The sequence below is a fragment of the Vibrio sp. YMD68 genome (assembly GCF_029958905.1).
Taxonomy (GTDB): Bacteria; Pseudomonadota; Gammaproteobacteria; order Enterobacterales; family Vibrionaceae; genus Vibrio.
The window spans coordinates 105,131-123,941 of the sequence record NZ_CP124615.1; the positions used below are offsets into that span (position 1 = coordinate 105,131).

The 18,811-nt window shown below is 43.2% G+C and carries 18 protein-coding genes; 17 read left to right on the forward strand and 1 reads right to left on the reverse strand.

Features of this window, described 5'->3' with window-relative positions:
- Positions 1-148 precede the first annotated feature (148 nt).
- The 9 genes from QF117_RS22060 (at position 149) to QF117_RS22100 (ending at position 11,618) form a co-directional block, all read left to right on the forward strand.
- A complete protein-coding gene (locus QF117_RS22060; RefSeq protein ID WP_014386716.1) occupies positions 149-853 on the forward strand; it encodes a DsbC family protein in 705 nt (234 codons plus the stop codon).
- Positions 850-3,300: a type IV secretion system protein TraC gene (gene traC, locus QF117_RS22065; protein WP_014386717.1), complete on the forward strand. Its 2,451-nt coding sequence runs from the start codon at positions 850-852 to the stop codon at positions 3,298-3,300. The genes QF117_RS22060 and traC overlap by 4 nt, the downstream gene beginning before the upstream one ends.
- Before the next feature lie 14 nt (positions 3,301-3,314).
- On the forward strand, positions 3,315-3,638 hold the full coding sequence (locus QF117_RS22070) for a hypothetical protein (protein WP_282389542.1): 324 nt from the start codon (positions 3,315-3,317) through the stop codon (positions 3,636-3,638).
- Complete coding sequence (locus QF117_RS22075; protein WP_069541826.1) at positions 3,635-4,150, forward strand: S26 family signal peptidase; 516 nt, start codon at positions 3,635-3,637, stop codon at positions 4,148-4,150. Before QF117_RS22070 ends, QF117_RS22075 begins: the two co-directional genes overlap by 4 nt.
- The gene (locus QF117_RS22080; RefSeq protein ID WP_282389543.1) at positions 4,113-5,381 is read left to right on the forward strand and encodes a TrbC family F-type conjugative pilus assembly protein; all 1,269 of its coding nucleotides are present in this window, start codon (positions 4,113-4,115) and stop codon (positions 5,379-5,381) included. The genes QF117_RS22075 and QF117_RS22080 overlap by 38 nt, the downstream gene beginning before the upstream one ends.
- Positions 5,378-6,082 (forward strand): EAL domain-containing protein, encoded by a 705-nt coding sequence (locus QF117_RS22085; RefSeq protein WP_074189588.1) that lies wholly within the window; start codon positions 5,378-5,380, stop codon positions 6,080-6,082. The genes QF117_RS22080 and QF117_RS22085 overlap by 4 nt, the downstream gene beginning before the upstream one ends.
- The gene (locus QF117_RS22090; protein ID WP_074189587.1) at positions 6,079-7,086 is read left to right on the forward strand and encodes a TraU family protein; all 1,008 of its coding nucleotides are present in this window, start codon (positions 6,079-6,081) and stop codon (positions 7,084-7,086) included. The genes QF117_RS22085 and QF117_RS22090 overlap by 4 nt, the downstream gene beginning before the upstream one ends.
- A gap of 195 nt (positions 7,087-7,281) precedes the next feature.
- Positions 7,282-10,062 (forward strand): conjugal transfer mating pair stabilization protein TraN, encoded by a 2,781-nt coding sequence (traN, locus tag QF117_RS22095; protein ID WP_074189586.1) that lies wholly within the window; start codon positions 7,282-7,284, stop codon positions 10,060-10,062.
- Positions 10,063-10,289: 227 nt separating this feature from the next.
- Positions 10,290-11,618 carry a hypothetical protein gene (locus tag QF117_RS22100; RefSeq protein WP_282389544.1) on the forward strand — a complete coding sequence of 443 codons (1,329 nt, stop codon included), beginning with the start codon at positions 10,290-10,292 and terminating at the stop codon, positions 11,616-11,618.
- Between the two features lie 100 nt (positions 11,619-11,718).
- On the opposite strand, the gene QF117_RS22105 is transcribed toward QF117_RS22100, so the two are convergent.
- Positions 11,719-12,393 carry a DUF1845 domain-containing protein gene (locus QF117_RS22105; RefSeq protein WP_014386731.1) on the reverse strand — a complete coding sequence of 225 codons (675 nt, stop codon included), beginning with the start codon at positions 12,391-12,393 and terminating at the stop codon, positions 11,719-11,721.
- A gap of 296 nt (positions 12,394-12,689) precedes the next feature.
- On the opposite strand from QF117_RS22105, the gene QF117_RS22110 reads away from it, so the two are divergent.
- From QF117_RS22110 to QF117_RS22145, 8 genes are all read left to right on the forward strand, one after another.
- On the forward strand, positions 12,690-13,013 hold the full coding sequence (locus QF117_RS22110; RefSeq protein WP_014386732.1) for a hypothetical protein: 324 nt from the start codon (positions 12,690-12,692) through the stop codon (positions 13,011-13,013).
- Positions 13,014-13,178: 165 nt separating this feature from the next.
- The gene (locus tag QF117_RS22115) at positions 13,179-13,400 is read left to right on the forward strand and encodes a hypothetical protein (RefSeq protein ID WP_014386733.1); all 222 of its coding nucleotides are present in this window, start codon (positions 13,179-13,181) and stop codon (positions 13,398-13,400) included.
- 263 nt (positions 13,401-13,663) lie between these two features.
- Entirely contained in the window at positions 13,664-13,981 is a 318-nt protein-coding gene (locus tag QF117_RS22120; RefSeq protein ID WP_138221981.1) for a hypothetical protein, read from the forward strand.
- 372 nt (positions 13,982-14,353) lie between these two features.
- Positions 14,354-14,530, forward strand: a complete 177-nt coding sequence (locus QF117_RS22125) for a hypothetical protein (protein WP_153274587.1) — start codon at positions 14,354-14,356, stop codon at positions 14,528-14,530.
- A 213-nt stretch (positions 14,531-14,743) separates the two neighbouring features.
- Complete coding sequence (locus tag QF117_RS22130; protein WP_014386736.1) at positions 14,744-15,715, forward strand: AAA family ATPase; 972 nt, start codon at positions 14,744-14,746, stop codon at positions 15,713-15,715.
- A gap of 9 nt (positions 15,716-15,724) precedes the next feature.
- Entirely contained in the window at positions 15,725-16,606 is an 882-nt protein-coding gene (locus tag QF117_RS22135) for a hypothetical protein (RefSeq protein ID WP_140259079.1), read from the forward strand.
- 65 nt (positions 16,607-16,671) lie between these two features.
- The gene (gene bet / locus QF117_RS22140) at positions 16,672-17,676 is read left to right on the forward strand and encodes a phage recombination protein Bet (RefSeq protein WP_130268209.1); all 1,005 of its coding nucleotides are present in this window, start codon (positions 16,672-16,674) and stop codon (positions 17,674-17,676) included.
- A gap of 60 nt (positions 17,677-17,736) precedes the next feature.
- A complete protein-coding gene (locus QF117_RS22145) occupies positions 17,737-18,747 on the forward strand; it encodes a lambda-exonuclease family protein (protein WP_046224184.1) in 1,011 nt (336 codons plus the stop codon).
- Positions 18,748-18,811 lie beyond the last annotated feature (64 nt).

Here is an 18,811-nt window from a genome sequence, read left to right on the forward strand (position 1 = left end):
ACTATCTAAACCAAGCCCGGCACTCGCCGGGCTTTTTTGTCTCTCCGCTCTAATTGACCAAACAGGGCAACTACAGATGCAGGCTTGTATCCATATCCCGAATAAACTGCCAACTGATGAAAAAGTAACTGACGGTTAAAGGATAGGTATGTTGAAACAAGCAATAGCACCAGTGCTCATGCTGCTTAGTACTGTAGCAACAGCGAAAGATTTTACTGCTGCTGATGTGCAGAAAGCAGAGGCAAAGATTACTGGAATGGTTGAGTTGCCAATTTATGGCATCAATGCAGTAGAAAGTGACGGTCAAATCGTGTTTTTGTCAGAGAATGGACGCTTTGTTATTTCAGGACAAATCTACGATCTCTGGCAAAAGAAGCCTCTCAGTACGTTGACAGAAATGCGCGATGTCGCTGACCGATTTAGGCTACGTGACATGAATGTCGATATAGATGCGATGAATGTGGCAAAGCTTGGGACTGGCCCAAAAGAAGTAGTGGTCTTTGTTGACCCTCAGTGTGGTGCCTGCCACCAGCTAATGGAAGAGGCGAAAGCTCTCAAAGACGAATACACGTTTAAGTTTGTCGTGATACCTATTCTTGGTGATAAGTCAAACCGTTTAGCTCGCGCTCTGTCTTGCATAACTGACCAAGATAAAGCGTTTGAAGCGCTTAGCCAAAGAAAGCTTGGCTCATACCCAACATCATGCAGCAGTAAACGTCATGATCTCACTCTGCTTACCGCACAGTTACTAAATATTCGAGGTGTTCCTTATTTGATTGCACCTGATGGGCGAGTTAATGCTGGCCGACCACAGAATATGGACCTGAAAACATGGCTGGAGAGTGATAAATGAACATTATTACGATAAGAAAAAAGCTCCAAGAAAAGCTTATCCCAGAACATTTAAGAGCTGCTGGGATTGTACCCGTGCTTGCGTACTCAGAAGATGATTATACCTTCTTGATGGATGACAAAAGTATTGGCTTTGGTTTCTACTGCCATCCTCTGTGCGGGGCTGACGAAAAGATTCAAGAGCGTGTTAATGGTTTTATGAACCAGGAATACCCGGCCAAAACCACCATGCAGTTTATCTTGTTTCGATCTCCTGACTTAAACCATGAAATGTATCGAATGATGGGGTTACGTGATGGTTACAGAGATGATCTGTTGACCTCTTCAATCGAGCAGCGAATGGAGTTTCTTCAAAAACATACGACCGAGAGAATGGTTGCCAAATGTAAGAAAGGAACATTTGATCTTGGTCTAATCCACGACCTAAAACTGTTCGTCACCGTAAAAGTGCCCATCAAACATGCCAATGAACCGTCTCAGGAAGAACTAGACTCTCTGGCAAACCTACGGACTAAAGTTGAGTCTTCACTAAGAACGATTGGTGTTCACCCTGTCCCCTTAACTGCTGTCGGTTACATCAGAACAATGAATACCATGCTCAATTGGGGGCCTGAGGCATCATGGCGAACAGATGGTTGCGATTGGGAAACAGACAAGCCCATTTGTGAGCAAATTTTTGATTACGGCACAGATTTGGAAGTTGATAAGAGCGGTCTACGTTTAGGCGATTATCACGTTAAGGTTATGTCTGCGAAGAAAATGCCCGACTCTTTCTATTTCGGTGATGCAATCACCTTTGTTGGGGATCTTAGTGGGGGCAACTCAGCTATTCGTGAAAACTACATGGTCGTGACAAACCTGTTTTTCCCAGAGGTTGAAAACACCAAGAATGCACTTGAAAGAAAACGTCAGTTTACAGTAAACCAAGCATACGGGCCTATGCTGAAATTTGTTCCAGTACTTGCTGACAAAAAGCATGACTTTGATGTTTTGTATGAGTCATTAAAAGAAGGCTCAAAACCTGTCCGTGTAAGTTACTCATTGGTGCTTTTTGCTCCTACAGCTGAACGCGCTCAAGCAGCAGCAACAGCGGCGCGTAACATCTGGCGCGAGAACCGCTTCGAGATGATGGAAGACAAATTTATCTCGTTACCAATGTTTATCAATTGCTTGCCATTCTGTACCGACCGAAAAGCCGTAAAAGATCTGTTTCGTTATAAAACCATGACCACTGAACAGGCATCAGTTCTATTACCGGTATTTGGCGAGTGGAAAGGGACTGGCACTTTCCACTCTGCATTGATTTCTCGTAACGGACAGCTAATGAGCTTGTCTTTGCATGATAGCGACACGAACAAAAACTTAGTGGTCGCAGCGGAATCTGGATCGGGTAAAAGTTTCCTTACCAACGAATTGATATTCAGTTACTTGTCTGAGGGGGCTCAAGTTTGGGTTATAGACGCAGGTAAGTCATACAAAGATCTGTGTGAACTGCTGAAAGGGGACTTTGTGCATTTCGCCGAAGGCTCCAACATTTGTTTGAACCCATTTGAACTGATCACGAACTGGAAAGAAGAAGAGGATGGTGTTGTCTCTATCGTCAAAGCTATGGCATCCGAGAAAGGCTTGTTGGATGAATACCAACTCGCAGGTTTAAAGCAAATTATGAACGAGCTCTGGGAAGTTATTGGCCGTGATATGACTGTAGACCACATCGCCGATAAGTGTTGTGAGTCTGATGAGCAACGAATTAAAGACATCGGTCAACAGCTATATGCATTCACATCAAAGGGTAGTTACGGTAGCTACTTCTCCGGTTCGAATAACGTTAACTTCCAAAACCGTTTTACAGTCCTGGAGCTTGATGAGCTACAAGGCCGCAAGCATTTACGTCAGGTTGTTTTGCTGCAAATGATTTACCAGATTCAGCAGGAAATGTTCCTCGGTGAACGTAACCGTAAAAAAGTCGTCATCATTGATGAAGCATGGGATCTGCTTAAAGAGGGTGAAGTTAGTACATTTATGGAACACCAATACCGTAAGGCAAGGAAGTACGGTGGAAGTATCGGTATTTGTACTCAGTCGATCAACGACTTGTATGAAAACCCTGTGGGTCGCGCTATTGCTGAGAACTCGGCATCCATGTACCTACTTGGTCAGACAGAAGAGTCAGTAGAATCCGTAAAACGAAGTGGCCGTCTGTCTCTTTCCGAAGGTGGTTTCCATACCCTAAAAACTGTTCACACCATTCTAGGTGCTTATTCAGAAATCTTCATTAAATCAAAAGCTGGCATTGGTGTTGGCCGTTTGGTTGTGGGTGATTTCCAAAAACTACTTTATTCAACAGACCCGGATGACATCCGAGATATCAATAAGTATGTAGATCAGGGCTTAAATATCACTGACGCAATACGTCAAGTAATGCATCAACGTGGCATGGCCGCATAACTAAAAAGGAAAGGATGATGAACTTTAAATCAATTTTAATTGCGGCGTTGTTAGGTGCAGCTGGTGGATTTGGTGGTTCTTATTACTTCATGGTCAAAGAAACCGCAGCACTTCATGACCGATTAGCGTTAACGCCTCCAGTAGTTGTTGTGGATTTCACGAAAATTGCGAGCTCATACCCATCCGGAGCTGATGAGGCTGAGATCGAACAATTGATGCTTAGAACAAACAACGCAATCTTCAAACTCAAAGAAGCGGGGTACTTGATTATTGATGGTGCCGCTACTTTAGGTGCCCCTGAGGATATTTATTTACCTTCGGAGGTAATACTGGAATGAAGCTCATTGTTAGAAAAGAATCTTGGAAGCGATTTGCTTTAAAGGCTGCAATTGTACTTGCTCTTCTTTGGGTTGCTGGGACGTCCTTTGCGGGACGTTACCGAATCGGTTATGACCCTCAATTAGAGCGGTGTTTACCTAATCATTCTGTCTACCTTATCGACCTAAAAGATAAAGAACTCCATCGAGATGCTATTTACGCCTTTTCAGCAAAGGGTATGGAGCCACTTTATGATGATGGAACAAGGATGTTAAAAGTCCTTTCCGGGATGCCAGGCGATACTGTTGAAGTCAATAAAAACTGGGAAGTTGTAGTGAACGGAGAGGTTAAACAAGTAGGGTTACAACTGGCTAATAAGTTGAATGTTCCTGCTAGTCATTTCTTTGGGAAAGGTGTTCTTCCAGAGAAACATTATTGGTTTCTCGGGGAAAGTATATCGAGTTTTGATTCACGCTATTGGGGAGCTGTAAAAGATGAGCAAATCATTGGCCGCGCATATCCGCTTTTCTAAATTGTCTGTATTAGTTGCGGCCCTCATTTCAAGTTCTGTTTTTGCTAGTAACAGTCCTCTAACTAGCGAGGATATGGCTATCATCGAGCAAGGAAGGGAGTTGGCAGAGAAGGCTCGACAAATGGAAGAGCTTCCTGATTGGGCGAAGAATACAAATTTAGATCAAGCTCAGGTAGAGGCGCGTCAGTTTTTCCAACAACTACAAGAATCAGACCCCACGCTGAAAGCAATGGCGGAGAGGCAGGCCGAAAAAAATGTCTATACAGGGCACTCAACTCTTATTTTTGCATCTTACTCATTGGGAAAAGAAGGGCTGAAAGACGTACTTGATACGGCATCAGGTGAAGATGATGTGGTAGTTGTTTTCCGTGGAATTCCGGATGGTATGAGCATTGGTGATGGCATCAAAGCTGTTCAAAAATTAGCTGAGCAAATGGACCCAGTGCCTAATGTCGTTATCAACTCTGTTTTGTTCCAAAAACATAATGTCACGTCAGTACCAACGATAGTCTTGCTTGAAGAAGAAACTAAGCCTGGACACGATCCCAAAGAACTCGCAAAAGTTACAGGTTTATCGACGCTGGAGTGGATAAGAAAAGAGGTGGATGCTGGTGAGTCTGGCGACTTCGGAGTTCGAGGCCCAGCAGTTGAAATTGCGGAGCAAGACTTTATCGAGAGAGCTAAAGCTCAACTAGCGGGTATTGACTGGGAAGAAAAGAAAGATCAGGCAGTAAAGCGGTTTTGGCATAACCAGCAGTTCAACGAAAGACCACGGGCACCACGATATCGAGAGCGATTGCTTGATCCAAGCATATACCTATCGAAGGACATAAGTACTGCTGAGGGAGTTGTGTTTGCTCGTAAAGGTGAGGTTATAAATCCACTTTGCGCTCACGGCGAAGAGTGTAAGCCGGGAACTCGTCAGTTTACTCAGGCCGTTATCATTTTCGACCCTTTAGATAAAAAGCAAATGGAACTGTTGGCTGAAATTGTCCCTAAAGTGAAGCAAGAACGTGGGGTGCAAAGAGTCACATATATTGCTACTCAGTTTGAGCGCGATAGTGGTTGGGATTCATACAAACACGTTACGGACACAGTTGACGCTCCTGTTTATCTGCTTACGCCGGATGTAGTTAATCGCTTCCAAGTCGAGTACACGCCAACAGTGATTACGGCTAAAGGGAATAACTTTTTGGTAAGGGAATTTGATGTTAAGGAGGCTGTGGAATGAACCTGATCCCTGCATTTCAGACGATTACCTCAAATGGTAGCAATACTGTTGGAGCAGAAGTACTTTCTAGATGGCACCATCAAGGTCAAGTCTATGGCCCAGCAGACCACAAAACACCGATTAATTGGGGTATGGTGGATTTAGAGATAATGAAATCTCTGATTCCCCTTGTCCCTGTTATCGAAAGGCTTTACCCCAGTATTTTTATTAACGTATCGCCACAGACATTGAGCTTTTCAGACATACGAATGAAGTGGTTCAAATTGTTGAAAGAGCTTACAGATAAAGCCCCATTCCAAGTAGTTATAGAAATCACGGAAAAGGTAACACCAGAACAGTTGGATAACGCATGGTCCTTACTTAGTCAGTTCAATGTTGCTTTAGCTATGGATGACTTTGGAGAAGATCACTCATCAGTTAGTCGCCTAACATCTTACTCTTGGCAATTTTGCAAAGTTGAAATAGGACAATTGAAGGGTTTGGCAGGTAACGCGGCGGTTCAGTATTGTCGTCTTAACAACATAACACCGATTGCAGAACGAGTTGAAAGTGTAGCTCAATCAGAAGTGGCAAAACTTCTTGGATTAGAGTGGCAGCAAGGTTTTTTGCATGGCAAACCCGTCACGTTCGACCTTGAAGTGAACTCATTAATAAAACAAGCACAAGTATCTGAGCCAGTTAGAGTTGGAGTTATGTCGTGAATAAAATATTGAAATCAATTTTATTAGTGGCCCTACTTGCCTTGGCGGGGACTGCTAAAGCTGATCCAGGATGCCAGAATGCAGAAGTCATTGGCCCTAAACTTTTTACTGATATCTGTTGGTCATGCATATTTCCGATTCGAGTGGCAGGGGCAACAATGAGCGGAGGTGGTGGTTCTTATCCGTCTGATGCAGTTGGGAGCCCTTTGTGTGCTTGCCAAGATAACAATGGGATACCACGACCAGGTGTAACTACGTCAATGTGGGAACCTGCTCGTTTGGTTGAATTTCAACGAGTTCCAGGGTGCTCTTCTGTGCTTAATGGAACTAGATTCCCCTTTGACAGAACGTTCCAAGGTCATCATGGAGAAGGAACGATGGACGGTGGTGATGGCTCATTTATGCATTATCACTTTTACGCCTTTCCTCTTATGACAATGTTGGAACTGTTCGTGAAGAAGACCTGCAATGCTGATGGTTACTCTGATTTAGATATTATGTACCTGTCCGAGTTAGACCCTACTTGGAACTCTGATGAACTTGCATTTTTTACTAATCCCGAAGCTGCTGCTGTCGCTAATCCTATAGCAGCGGCAGCATGTACAGCTGACGCTGCGGCTGCGAGTATTGGTAAGCCTCTCAAGCAGTTGTTTTGGTGTGCAGGTAGTTGGGGGTCAATTTACCCTTTAAGTGGAAACCAAAATGGTGGAAAAGGGGTGATCAAAGACAGTAGTCTACTTGCAACCCGTGTTCTAACAGCTTTGCATCGTCGAGGTTTGTCATGGAAGACGATGGGTTCTGATGCAATGTGTAATGGTGTCATAAGCCCAACATTACCCAAAACACAATACAAATTTACCTTATTGCATCCAGTCGCAGAAACAAATTCTTCACATGTTATCGGAGAGTCAACGTTAACGTGGGGGATAGGGAAAACAATTCCAGCAATAGGTCAAGATCCTATTTACACGATATGGCGCTGGAATGATTGTTGTAATAACTAAAGCTCAAGAAAGAAATCACTAATAACTAGCCCCGTTTTGGGGCTTTTTCTTTATATGGAGGACATGAGCAGCGTAGGTAAACGACCCCAGTGTTGTCCAAAATGGACAGTTCCACAGTCTAAAGAAACTCGGTCGGGCGACTATCATGGCGATATATGTTGAGGGGTAATAAGAACGGGTTACAGGAATAAAGTAATGAGAAATTATACAAGGTTGATGAGGGCTGTCGCTTCTCTGCTAATAGTGACAACCCCTTTCTTGCCGATACATGCCTATGCTAACGGCAATAGCGCTAGTGAGGCAGGACGAGAAGCGCAAGTTTTAGCAAATGATTTAGTGTCTTCGTTCAAGTCCGCTCCAGGAGGAGTTAACAACGGAAATATTAGTTTTCCAACACTTGAAAATGGTCAATTTCAAAATGGTGGTGGAACTATAAATGTAAATGATTTATTTCCGGGTACAAGCAGCTCCAATAGTGACCCTTCAAGTTATTACTTCCCAGATGGAAACCCGAACTTAGGTGAACTAGAAGGTGTCTATAATGACAACAATGGTATGGATTCTATTGGTGGTAATGCAAAAAGCTCTCTATGGAGTGATGCTAATAGTGGGAGCCCCACCATATCAGGAGCAGCCTACAAAGTTCTCTTGGATGCAACAAACCAATCAAAGCCTGATTTCAGCAATGACCCCTTGATGAACCTTAGTAAGAAAACCTATGAAGACATTGATGTGATATCAGAAGGTTTTGGTGATTGTTCTGCTGAAACAATCATTAACAACAATACAATTAAAACGCATATACCAGATTATAGAACTTGTGAAAGGGTTACGGATAAAAGTGCCGATTGTGAAGTGTTGCATGAGTATGACGCTGAAATCATAAAATACCATGATGGCCCATTTAACATTAAGCCGTGTGGGGATGATTGTATTGAACTTTGGATCGGTAAAGTTGGCGATAACTACTGGTCAGGCTGGTGTACAATCTATGAGCAGGCAACACAGGTTAGAGTTGATAATCCTGATGCAATCATTTCAGCGACACTAGAATATGCTAAGTGGGATGACTATATGCAAGTATTAGTAGGTCCTCCTGGCAGTGAAAACAAAGTATGGCAAGGTCCGAATAGTAACTTCCCCCCAGAAACTCCCGGTGCATGTGAGCTAAGTACAAGTTGGCAAACTAACCCCAACACTGATGTGACGTCTCACTTTAAAAACACAAAACCAGGCGATGTGGTTAGTTTTAAAATCAGAGTTTCTGTTGCTGGTAATGGTGAAGGTTTTGGTCGGATAAAAATTAAGTACGATCGTTCAAAAGCAGTATTCAAAGACACATGGACCCCGCAGAGTTGTCTCGATGCAGCTGTAGGTATCCGAGATGGTTTTGCTTCTGGTCAATTCTCTTGTATTGAGCAACCATCTGATGTAAATGCGTCTGGTTGTGTAGTAAAAAATGGATTTAAAGTTTGCGAGGACATGTTGAGTGAGCCTCCTTTGCCTGGGATACCTAAGTTATGCACAAAAGTCAGAGTAAAAGCTGACTATGACTTCTACAAGGGGCAAATGGAGTGTTGGACTGACCCACAAGGAGAAATACAGTGCCCAAATAATCAAGGTGGCAACCTTGATTCATGTAAGGTTCTGGAAGATAACCCGCAGTGCGGTTTTGTTAGTTCTAAGTGTGTGGAAGGTGCTCAGGGAAGTTCAGGAACATGTTATGTGCAAGAAGATACCTTTGATTGCGGGACGGATGTTGATGTACCGACTTTAGACAAAGAAACAAACTTTACATGTGGTGGGCCAATAAAATGCATGGGTGACGAGTGCTTAGACGTTAATAAGACACAAAGTACCGACTTTGCCAGAGCTGCCGCACTGCTGAATGCTGCTCAGTTTATGACACAAGATATGGCGTGTACTGGTACTGATGGTAACGATAACCCAACAGGTACAGAAAACGTTATTTGTAAGGCTTTTGGTGGCGATCCAGGTGAATGTAAAAAAGCTGTTGGGGGGGCTCAGGATTGTTGTGAGAAACCAAGCGGCCTATCTATGGGAGACTATCTGACTCTTATGATGTCAGTTCCTAAACTGGATGGTGCCATTATGTCACTGGATAACGGCAGTGCAATTAAAGGTGCTTATCAAGCCATCCGTGATCCAGCGATTAGTGGTTGGACCGAAATCACCAAGCCGTTCACTTCATATATTGAGAACATTACAGGTGCGATTGACAACTTTACTAAACCAATCACTGACTTGGCAAAAGAGGCAATTCAGGCTCTCAAAGATGAAATCACCAAAATAACCAGTAAAGCTCTAGGAAATGCATCTGCATCAGGAAGCGCTGGTGTACCAGCTGGCGCATCGGAAGGTATGATGGAGCAAATGGTAGGGCAACAGGCAGCGAGTGTACTAAGTGGTATTATGGCCGCGTATACCGCTTATGTTGTGGCTATGATGATCATTCAAATAGTTTGGAAGTGTGAAGAAGAAGAGTTTGAATTGAATGCAAAAAGAGCATTGAATAGCTGCACTAAGGTTGGTTCATATTGCAAATCCAAAGTGCTGGGAGCATGTATCGAAAAACGCGAAGCATACTGCTGTTTTAGCTCTCCACTATCACGAATTATTCAGGAGCAAGTAAGACCTCAGTTAGGAATGAACTTCGGCCCTGCAAAAGCTCCTCAGTGCGATGGTATTCCACTGGATCGTTTATCTGAGATTGACTGGACACAGGTAAATCTGGATGAATGGTTAGCTTTGCTGAGAGTTAATGGTCACTTTGACGATCCTGCTGGTATGACTTTAGACCGCCTTACTGGATCTGGTAGTGCGTTTAATGTTGATGGAACTCGACTTAATGCTCAAGAGCGAGCTGAGGAGAGATTGAAGGGATCTGATCTCGATAAAACAAGAAAAGATGCGGGAGACTCCATCCTTCCAGATACAGGTGCTCCAGGTTATTAAAAAGACCAGTTGTATACACATTAAAGGCGCTCCCATTTTGAGCGCCTTTTTTCTTGTTTGAAATATTCGCTGAACCTGTTAGATTAAATCCATGAGGTTTGAGCGTTTCCCTCGGCATCCACCAGTGCCAAAACGTGATACCGCAAACCAGTTAACCTGAAACTAATGGCTGTGTTTGCGCGAGGTGGACGTAGCAAAAATTTTAAGCCAAGTGAAGGGATTAACTTATGGATACTCCATACCCAATTTATCCGTCTCAAACGGATGCATTCAAAAATATCGCCAAGTCATTTGCATCTCTTATAGCAAAAGAGTCCAAAACCAAAGTTCTGAGCGCATTCAAACGTAATGACTGGCTGGCTCAGTCTTTAGGCTATAAAGGACACGCAGATTTACTTCAATCGACTCAGTTTCGAAAGCAGGCCGACCAAGGCAAACCTTTAAGGTGCTTTCTTCACGAGAGCATTCGAACGGCGATCAGTCAAACATTTTCGTCAAAGATGCCAGATATACCTCCTCAAATTATTGAAAGGGCAAGTTTAGAAATGAAAGACGCCGAAGTGCTTTTGTCTAATACTCACCCAGAAGCAAAATTGCCTATGATGCTTGATGAAGGGAGTAAGTATCTTTCTGGGTCATTCGAGAAAATACGAGATGAAATAAACGCTGCGGCAACGCGAAAAAATTATGTGCCTGTTCTAAAGCTCGATTTTTCAGAATTACCATTCAATGTATACGCAGTACTTATGGAACATTCTGCCCTAAAAGCATTTAAGGTAGATCCTAATCGCGGCGATGTAGAATTGATTTATCTCAAGCCCAAAGGTGATACATCTAGTAGTAATTGGAAAATTAGAGCCTCACTAGATGTTTGGGGAGCGGAAACGATCCCTGCTGACGTGCTAAATGACTGGTGTGTTTTCCGTGACTGGTTATTGCAATTCAATCTCGTTGGCCGTACTCATATCTCTGAGAGATTGAAAGATCATAGATTTATTACTTTCCACACGCAGAGTCATCCTGAATACACACTTGAAAATTTGTACGGAGATCTGAACAGTGAAGAAGATAAAAATCTGTTGTACGCATTGTTAAACCCTAACAAACGATTGATGAATGATGAATCGTCACGAATTGATAGTCGTGGTAATGGCTTCAACAGTACATTGAAATACTCATCGGAAATTTTAAAGATGATTGCGGGAGAAAAGGGTAGCAACAACCAGCGAGGCTGGACAATTGATGGTGTGTTTGAAAATGAAGCGATAGAACACTATGAGCCCATTCAATCAGGTTATGCTTTCCGATTAAAAGGTATGTCCACGGTAGTTACAGTGACATTGACGCCGAACGTAGAGACTGGCTGGGTCGATTACAAGCTGAGTCACTACATTAAAACTCCAGAACAAATGAGCAAATATGTTCCAAGTAGACAATCGGGTGACTATCTTGAGTATGCCTTGCAACGTGGGGTAACAACGATTACCGATTTTTATAAAATCGCAGTACGCAATGGTCACATTCCAGATGACTCGTGGCTAATAGCGAATAGTTAAAGTTAATGATGACATTTTTGACTTTCACATGTGAAAGTGAGAAACACAAAAAAGCCCTTCTGTTGTAGAAGGGCTCTCAATAGATAACCGACATAAAGCGTTAAGCTGCCTTTTCATCTTCCCCAGATTCAGCATTGTCGGCTTCGGATGCAATTTCTTCATCAGTAGTTTCTTGAGTTGGAGCAGCTGCTTCAACTTCATCTTTCTTGCCTTTGGAGTGCGCTGAGATGCGAGCTCGCTTCTCAATACCAATAATTCGGCCAGCAAGTTTGATTAAGCGTTGTTGCCATTGATAAGTGGCGTCTTTGCGCTGTTTGCTTGTGAGGATACTATTTAGCCATAGAGTATCGACTAACAACATCAAGTTATCTAACTTGCGCACTAGGTGAGCAAATTGAGCTACTTGTGGTGAGTTGATCTCGATATCGTACTGGTTTGGGCTTGTATATTCTGGAGCGCCTTCAATTCCGTTGTCTTCCATCAGTTTTTGTAGCTGATTAGTGGCTGTATCAAGATCAACGGATACTTTCTCGATGTGCTCCTGGATGATGCTTTCTACTTGGTCAATTTCATCTTGTTCACCAATGATTCGCAAAATAACATCAATCGAAAACAGTGAATCGGAAACGCGCTGAAAGCTGCGTTCGACTACACGTTGAGCTTGCAGACTGTTCACTTTCAGCACTCGTTTGAATACAGGGCGAGAAAGGTCCGCATTGTTGCGCTCTTTTTTGGTTGGTTGTTGTTCCAAAGAGGTTTCTGCTAAGTCTGTCATTTCTTTCTCCTTCAATTGAATACAGATACAGATAAACGCAGATACAGGATAAAAGGTCTATTGACGAATCCTTAGCTACAAATGTGCCCAGAACGGGCAGATAGAACGATTTATTACATTTTACGAGAAGTGCTATAGTAAAGACTCTTTAGTCGCTCTGCGGCTTTATGTGAGATAGCTGGTCTCCACAAACAATCAGCATTAATCATATGCCGTATGGCATTTCAAAACCCAATCGGGGGAACAATACCCCGACCAAGGGTGTTGCTCCCCTTAGTTTTATAAGGAGTAACACCATGCACATCATCACTTTCGTTTTTGTTATCGTAGCTAGTCTTGGCGCATTGTACGTAGGAGCAATGGTATTTGCGAAAGCATTTACTTTTCTTGCGTTGCAGTTCCAGAACTTAGGTTTGTTCTTTTGGAACAAAGCGAGTAACAAAGCGCGGTCTGTACAGGCCGTTATCAAAGAAAAAGCTGAACAAAAAGCGAAAGCTGTTCAGACTGCGGTTGTTCCTGAGCCTGCTCAAGAACAACCGACTCCGGCTAAACCTGTCGATGAATATGCTTATCTAGAAATTCCAACGTATATCCGTAAAGGAAAAACGCTGGTTTGGTAAGTAGATCTTTAAGGGTATAGCTCAACCAAAAGACTTGACTGATGAGATGTACAACACGTACATCTCATCTTTCATCTCTAAAAATAAAAACCCTGACGGGGGCAACTACCCCGTAGGGGTGAGTTTGTCTCTGTCGTTTAAAAACGTTCAAAAAGGAGACAAATCATGAACAAAATTACATTTACTTTCTGGAAAGCCATCTTGAATGTAGTGCTGGGCTTAGGTACTGGTGCTGTTATTACTGGTGGTATTGGTCTTATGACTGGTGGTGTACATCCCGCAGCTGTGCTCGGAGCTAATGTCGCTGCTGTTGTTATGGGATTAGTTTTCATGGCAGCTTACGTTGTTGGTTCTATCATTCTGGTAGCATTTAGTGACAGTGGATAAATAGGCTCAATTTTGAGCTTAATTTTCGTTAGGATCTGAATGACACTTTGAGGACAGAACAATGACAACAGGAAGCCTGTTATATTTTTCGCTCATCTTGGGGGGCCTGATAGCTATCATTGTTATTGGGTTAATAACCAAGAAGATTGTAGAAAAAAAGTTAAACAAAAAGCACGATAATCGTGATCAGTAATTTAACCCTGGCGGGGGACCTACCCCAGAAGGGATAGGATATCTCTGCTTAACAAAGCAAGGTAACTTATATGAATACTGTACACTTTTGTGGATATGATTGTGATGTAAGAAAGATCCAATATCCAAATCAACAATTAGCTCTAGAGCTGGTGGCCTCGGACACAAAGAATAATAGTCAGCAAGGTATTATTCCTGGAGAGCCAGTTTGTGTTGCAACGGTTTGTTTGCCTGATTTCAAGTTCAAGCCAAACCAGTCAGCGATCAGAGATTACTCTGAGTTGGCTGGTATTCTGGATGTACTTGAAGAAGCAAAAATTGTTAAACGCACAGGTCAGCAATTACCAACGGGGTATGTATCTGTTCCTGTTGTGAATGTGTTGATTTAGCTTTATAGCCAAAATAAACAAGCTCCAATGGGGCTTGTTTTCAAAGCATGTAGTGGTACGTGTTTTGAAAACAAGCGTCATAGGAGTCATGTATGGTAAAAAACATGCCAGTATCAGGTATTGCTTTTAGCGGTACTCAGGTATTTGGCGTTTCAAATTCAAAGCCTCCATAACCTGGCTCTTTGTTACACAATGAAGGACACAGGCTAAGGAGGACAGTTCATGCCAAGTAAAATCCAATACAAATTACGTCCCTTTTTATACAGCAATAGTTCACTGTCTCTGAGTAGCGTGTGTTTCGTTTTCCATTATGGAAATGTTCATTCAAAGCAAATTGGGTCAGGAGAAATATTGCATTGGGGATAAGATAGTATGAGAGTTCACTTGTATGATGATTGCGCGGGTGTGTTGTATTTAGCCAGTGGCCGAACGATATCTATCAATCCACGACAATTTTGTAGTGTTATTGAAGCTCAAGAGGTTATTACTGACTGGGCTAAGCGTTTAGGTATTATTGGTCAAAATGACACTATATCCGCGTGTTCATAATCAAATTCGGCCCAGTTTAGGGCCGAACTTACCAAGTCTTTTTAGGCATACGACAATTATGCCTAAAAAGATTTTTGCTCTCATCTGAGAGTGAAGATGCGATAGCTGGTCGCTAAAAACAAACAGCAATTAACGTTAATTGAAATAGCCCAACCGGGCACACTTAGCCCGGTACGGGTCTAGGTGTGCCCACAACCAATTAGGAGCGCACCTATGTCTCAACAATATGCAAACTTCAAAGTACGTGATGTTTTTGGTATGCCGGATATTCCGGAAAAGATTCTCGCTAAAGGCTATGCCGATAGCAGCAATCCTTTTATTCCACAAACTCACGCCGATTACGTTTTCCGAAAGGAGTTCTTGAGAGAATGCTTAGCATTTTTGAATGATCCCTGCGGTGATGCGTACTATGTCACCGGACCAACAGGTTCTGGTAAAACTTCTGGCATTACAGAAATTACAGGGCGTCTCAACTGGCCTGTGCAACAAATTACGGCTAATGGTCGTTTAGAGTTCACAGATTTAGTTGGACATCATGCCTTGATTTCACCAAAGCCTGGAGAAACTCCCGTCATGCAATTCATGTATGGCCCTTTAGCAATCGCTATGCGTGAAGGCCATGTCCTCCTCATTAACGAGGTTGATTTGGTTGACCCAGCAGAGCTTTCCGGTTTAAACGACATTCTTGAAGGTCGTCCACTGGTTATCGCTCAGAATGGTGGAGAAATCATCAAACCACATCCAATGTTCCGCGTTATTGTCACTGGTAACAGTACAGGCTCAGGTGATCCATCAGGATTATACCAAGGCGTAATGATGCAGAACTTGGCCGCAATGGATCGTTATCGTTTCTCTGTTGTGCCATATATGGCAGAGCAAGATGAACGCGGCGTTCTGGAGCGAGTAGTTCCTCGTCTTCCTGACAACATTCGTAATGGTATGGTTCGAATTGCTAATGAAATTCGTAAACTATTTATGGGTGAAAACGGGGATGATGGACAAATCAGCATCACAATGTCTACGCGGACACTTGTGCGCTGGGCAAAACTAACGTTGCAATTTCGTGGTGCGCCAAATGCCATTGAGTATGCCTTACAACAATCATTGCTAATCCGAGCCTCAAGTGAGGAGAAAGAAGCTGTCATTCGCATAGCGAAAGACGTTTTCGGTGAGCAGTGGCGATAGGGGGATCTCATGGATACGCAAAACATGATTTGCAAACGTTACATCCGTGAACGTGGAACGACTATCGACAAGGTAATGCTTGGTTACAAGCCAGTTCAATGGTCCATCGATCCTGATGGGCCAACTGAATACCAATTGGTAGAGTTCTTTGAGTTAAACGGGTGGAAAGAGACTATCTTGCTCGATGGGCAGATAATCAGAGCCACCAGCTTAGATACGATTCCTGTCACCGTGAAAGAGAAAGAAAATCAGCATGTTGATGATCTGCTTAAAGAGGGGTACTCCTTCCTCGATGAAGTGCAGGTAAACGCCACAACAAAAGCTGTGTCTTCTCTTGAAGCCGAAACAGAATCAAAAGATGGTTACTCACTGAGCTGGTTGTTGTCATCACCTGTTGATGCTTCAAATCATGCTCTACTCCGAGGGTTTATTGTCGGGGTCTTTACTGATGGTGCATCAAAGCTTGGCTTCGATGTTGCCAGAGAGAAAGGATCTCAATCTCAATTACCTGATGTTTTAATGAAAACCAATAAAGGGTATGAGCTAACTGTAAAAAGCGGCGCTAGCGAAAACACCATCTGTCCAACGATGTTGGAAGGTGCTGGGACGCTAACTGCTTCGGATGGCTATGAGCCTTTGCTGATGTTCATTTATTTACAACGCAGATTTGAGCAGGAGTTTTTTAAAGATGATGAAAAACGCTTGGTTAAAATCTGTGGAGAAGATGGTGATCTGTTTATTTATGACGGATTTGATTCTTTGGAAGGAATATTTTTTGAGTTCGGATGGAATTACAACGAAGTTAGAGAAGCGGCAGAACGTCTTGGTTTAGTCGCCGAACTATTTCGATTGGATAACATTGATTGCGAAACCGAAGATTCCTATTTTTAACCCCTAGAGGGGCACTGTGCCCTAAGGGGTCATGGTGTCCCTTCCATCTCAACGGAGAGAACACCATGTCTACAAAACCAGAAACGAAATCATTAGTTGAAAGAATGGCTCAGCGGTTTGGGGTTGATGCTAAGAAGTTTTTTGAAACTTTAAAGCTAACAGCCTTTAAGCAGCGAGACGGAAGCGCACCAACTGATGAGCAGATGATGGCATTACTCATCGTAGCGGAGCAGTACAATCTGAATCCGTTTACGCGAGAAATATACGCTTTCCCTGATAAAAGCGGCGGCATAGTACCTGTTGTTGGTGTTGATGGCTGGAGCCGGATTGCCAACGAGCACAAGCAATTTGATGGGGTGGAGTTTGAATACTCTGAAAATCTTATTGAAATGCCCGGAGCAAAGGTGAAATGTCCAGAATGGGTGGAGTGTATCGTTTACAGAAAGGACCGTACACGGTCTATACGTATTCGAGAATATCTTGATGAAGTCTATCGTCCACCAGTCGAAGCAACGGGTCAGTACGGTCCTTACACTGTTATTGGCCCTTGGCAGACTCACACGAAACGACAGTTACGACACAAAGGCTTTATCCAAGGTCTGCGTATCGGTTTGGGGTTTTCTGGAATTTACGATCAAGATGAAGCTGAACGCATAATTGAAGGTGAAGCGCATGTTGTATCGTCAGAACAAACCACAAAACAACCAGCTGTCATTGAAGCCTCAAGTCCATTGGCCTTGGAGCATAAAAAGAAAATGGACCCACTTTTAAAACAACTTGCAGATAGAGCTATTGCGCAAAATGCGTGGTCAGCAACTCACGAGTATGTTGAAAGTCGGTTCTCTGGTGCCGAGTTGGAGTATGCGGTTCAATATTTGCGTGATGCAGAGATTGATAGCATGGAACCAGCAGTAACCCAAAAAGCTTCTATCCAGGAAAAGGGAAATGTTGACGATGTTCAATCTGAGTTACCAGATGAGCCGATTCAGCATGATCCTGATCCTCTAGAAGAAGGTTTGCACGAACCTGATCCTGAACTGGAAGAGGGTGGTGACGGCAACTACTTTTAACCCCTTGCGGGGGAGTTCCCCCGCGATGGGGACTCCTCCTGTTAAATACAGGAGAGAGCTATGAAAATCGTCAATCTATCTCAAAGGAGCGAACAATGGTTGGAATGGCGTAAAGGTGGTATTACTGCTACTGACGCCTGCATCCTACTAAATCGTTCTCCTTATAAAACGGAATGGCGACTCTGGGCTGAAAAAACAGGCTATGCTCGTGAAGTCGATCTAAGTCTAAACCCTCTGGTGCGCCAAGGGGTTGAAAACGAAGATAAAGCAAGACGTGCATTTGAGGAGAAGCACAATGATATTCTCTTACCTGTTTGTGTCGAGTCAGTTCAATATCCATTGTTTAGAGCATCGCTCGATGGTCTACGAGGCAATGGTGAACCTGCTGAACTGAAATGTCCTAGCGAAACGGTCTGGAACGATGTTTGTTCTGAACTAAAAAACAGCAAGGCTTATCAGTTATATTACCCTCAAGTTCAACATCAGTTGTTAGTTACTGGTGCAAAGCAAGGGTGGCTAGTTTTCTACCGAAATGGGCAACTCAAGGAGTTTGTTATCACCCGAGATGAGCCTATGATAAAAGAAATTGTGGCTAAGGGCACAATCTTCTGGAAACGAGTCACTGAGCGTAAAGAGCCTGAGAAAGACCCCAAGCGAGATCTTTTTATACCGCAAGGTAAGGAAGTGAACGAGTGGATTTACGAAGCGGAGCAGTACCGACTTTATGACGCAGAAATTAAGCAGTTGGAAGATAGGTTGCAAGCGTTGAAAGATAAGCGGCAACCTCACCTTGATAAAATGAAATCTTTGATGGGTGAATATTTCCATGCGGATTATTGCGGTGTAATGATCACTAAGTACAAAGCCGCTGGTCGGGTAAATTACCAAAAGCTACTTGAAGAAAAAGGTTCGAATATTAAGCCTGAGGATCTTAACTCGTATAGAGAGGAGACCTCAGAACGTTACCGAGTAACGGTTACAGGCTCTGTTAACCCGAGGTACATTCAAGATGAAGAGGTTTTAGCCCCTTTAAACGATGTGTCTCTAGAAGTAGAGTCAGCCTATTTTTAGGCATAAATAACAAGCCCTTTGGGGCTTGTTTCTAAAGCATATCGCGTCAGTGTGTTTTAGAAAC

Excerpts from the sequence above, each read along its gene's own strand:
- QF117_RS22060 (WP_014386716.1), top strand. The coding sequence starts at position 149 with ATGTTGAAACAAGCAATAGCACCAGTGCTCATGCTGCTTAGTACTGTA.
- traC (WP_014386717.1), top strand. The coding sequence starts at position 850 with ATGAACATTATTACGATAAGAAAAAAGCTCCAAGAAAAGCTTATCCCA.
- QF117_RS22070 (WP_282389542.1), top strand. The coding sequence starts at position 3,315 with ATGATGAACTTTAAATCAATTTTAATTGCGGCGTTGTTAGGTGCAGCT.
- QF117_RS22075 (WP_069541826.1), top strand. The coding sequence starts at position 3,635 with ATGAAGCTCATTGTTAGAAAAGAATCTTGGAAGCGATTTGCTTTAAAG.
- QF117_RS22080 (WP_282389543.1), top strand. The coding sequence starts at position 4,113 with ATGAGCAAATCATTGGCCGCGCATATCCGCTTTTCTAAATTGTCTGTA.
- QF117_RS22085 (WP_074189588.1), top strand. The coding sequence starts at position 5,378 with ATGAACCTGATCCCTGCATTTCAGACGATTACCTCAAATGGTAGCAAT.
- traN (WP_074189586.1), top strand. The coding sequence starts at position 7,282 with ATGAGAAATTATACAAGGTTGATGAGGGCTGTCGCTTCTCTGCTAATA.
- QF117_RS22100 (WP_282389544.1), top strand. The coding sequence starts at position 10,290 with ATGGATACTCCATACCCAATTTATCCGTCTCAAACGGATGCATTCAAA.
- QF117_RS22105 (WP_014386731.1), bottom strand. The coding sequence starts at position 12,393 with ATGACAGACTTAGCAGAAACCTCTTTGGAACAACAACCAACCAAAAAA.
- QF117_RS22110 (WP_014386732.1), top strand. The coding sequence starts at position 12,690 with ATGCACATCATCACTTTCGTTTTTGTTATCGTAGCTAGTCTTGGCGCA.
- QF117_RS22115 (WP_014386733.1), top strand. The coding sequence starts at position 13,179 with ATGAACAAAATTACATTTACTTTCTGGAAAGCCATCTTGAATGTAGTG.
- QF117_RS22120 (WP_138221981.1), top strand. The coding sequence starts at position 13,664 with ATGAATACTGTACACTTTTGTGGATATGATTGTGATGTAAGAAAGATC.
- QF117_RS22125 (WP_153274587.1), top strand. The coding sequence starts at position 14,354 with ATGAGAGTTCACTTGTATGATGATTGCGCGGGTGTGTTGTATTTAGCC.
- QF117_RS22130 (WP_014386736.1), top strand. The coding sequence starts at position 14,744 with ATGTCTCAACAATATGCAAACTTCAAAGTACGTGATGTTTTTGGTATG.
- QF117_RS22135 (WP_140259079.1), top strand. The coding sequence starts at position 15,725 with ATGGATACGCAAAACATGATTTGCAAACGTTACATCCGTGAACGTGGA.
- bet (WP_130268209.1), top strand. The coding sequence starts at position 16,672 with ATGTCTACAAAACCAGAAACGAAATCATTAGTTGAAAGAATGGCTCAG.
- QF117_RS22145 (WP_046224184.1), top strand. The coding sequence starts at position 17,737 with ATGAAAATCGTCAATCTATCTCAAAGGAGCGAACAATGGTTGGAATGG.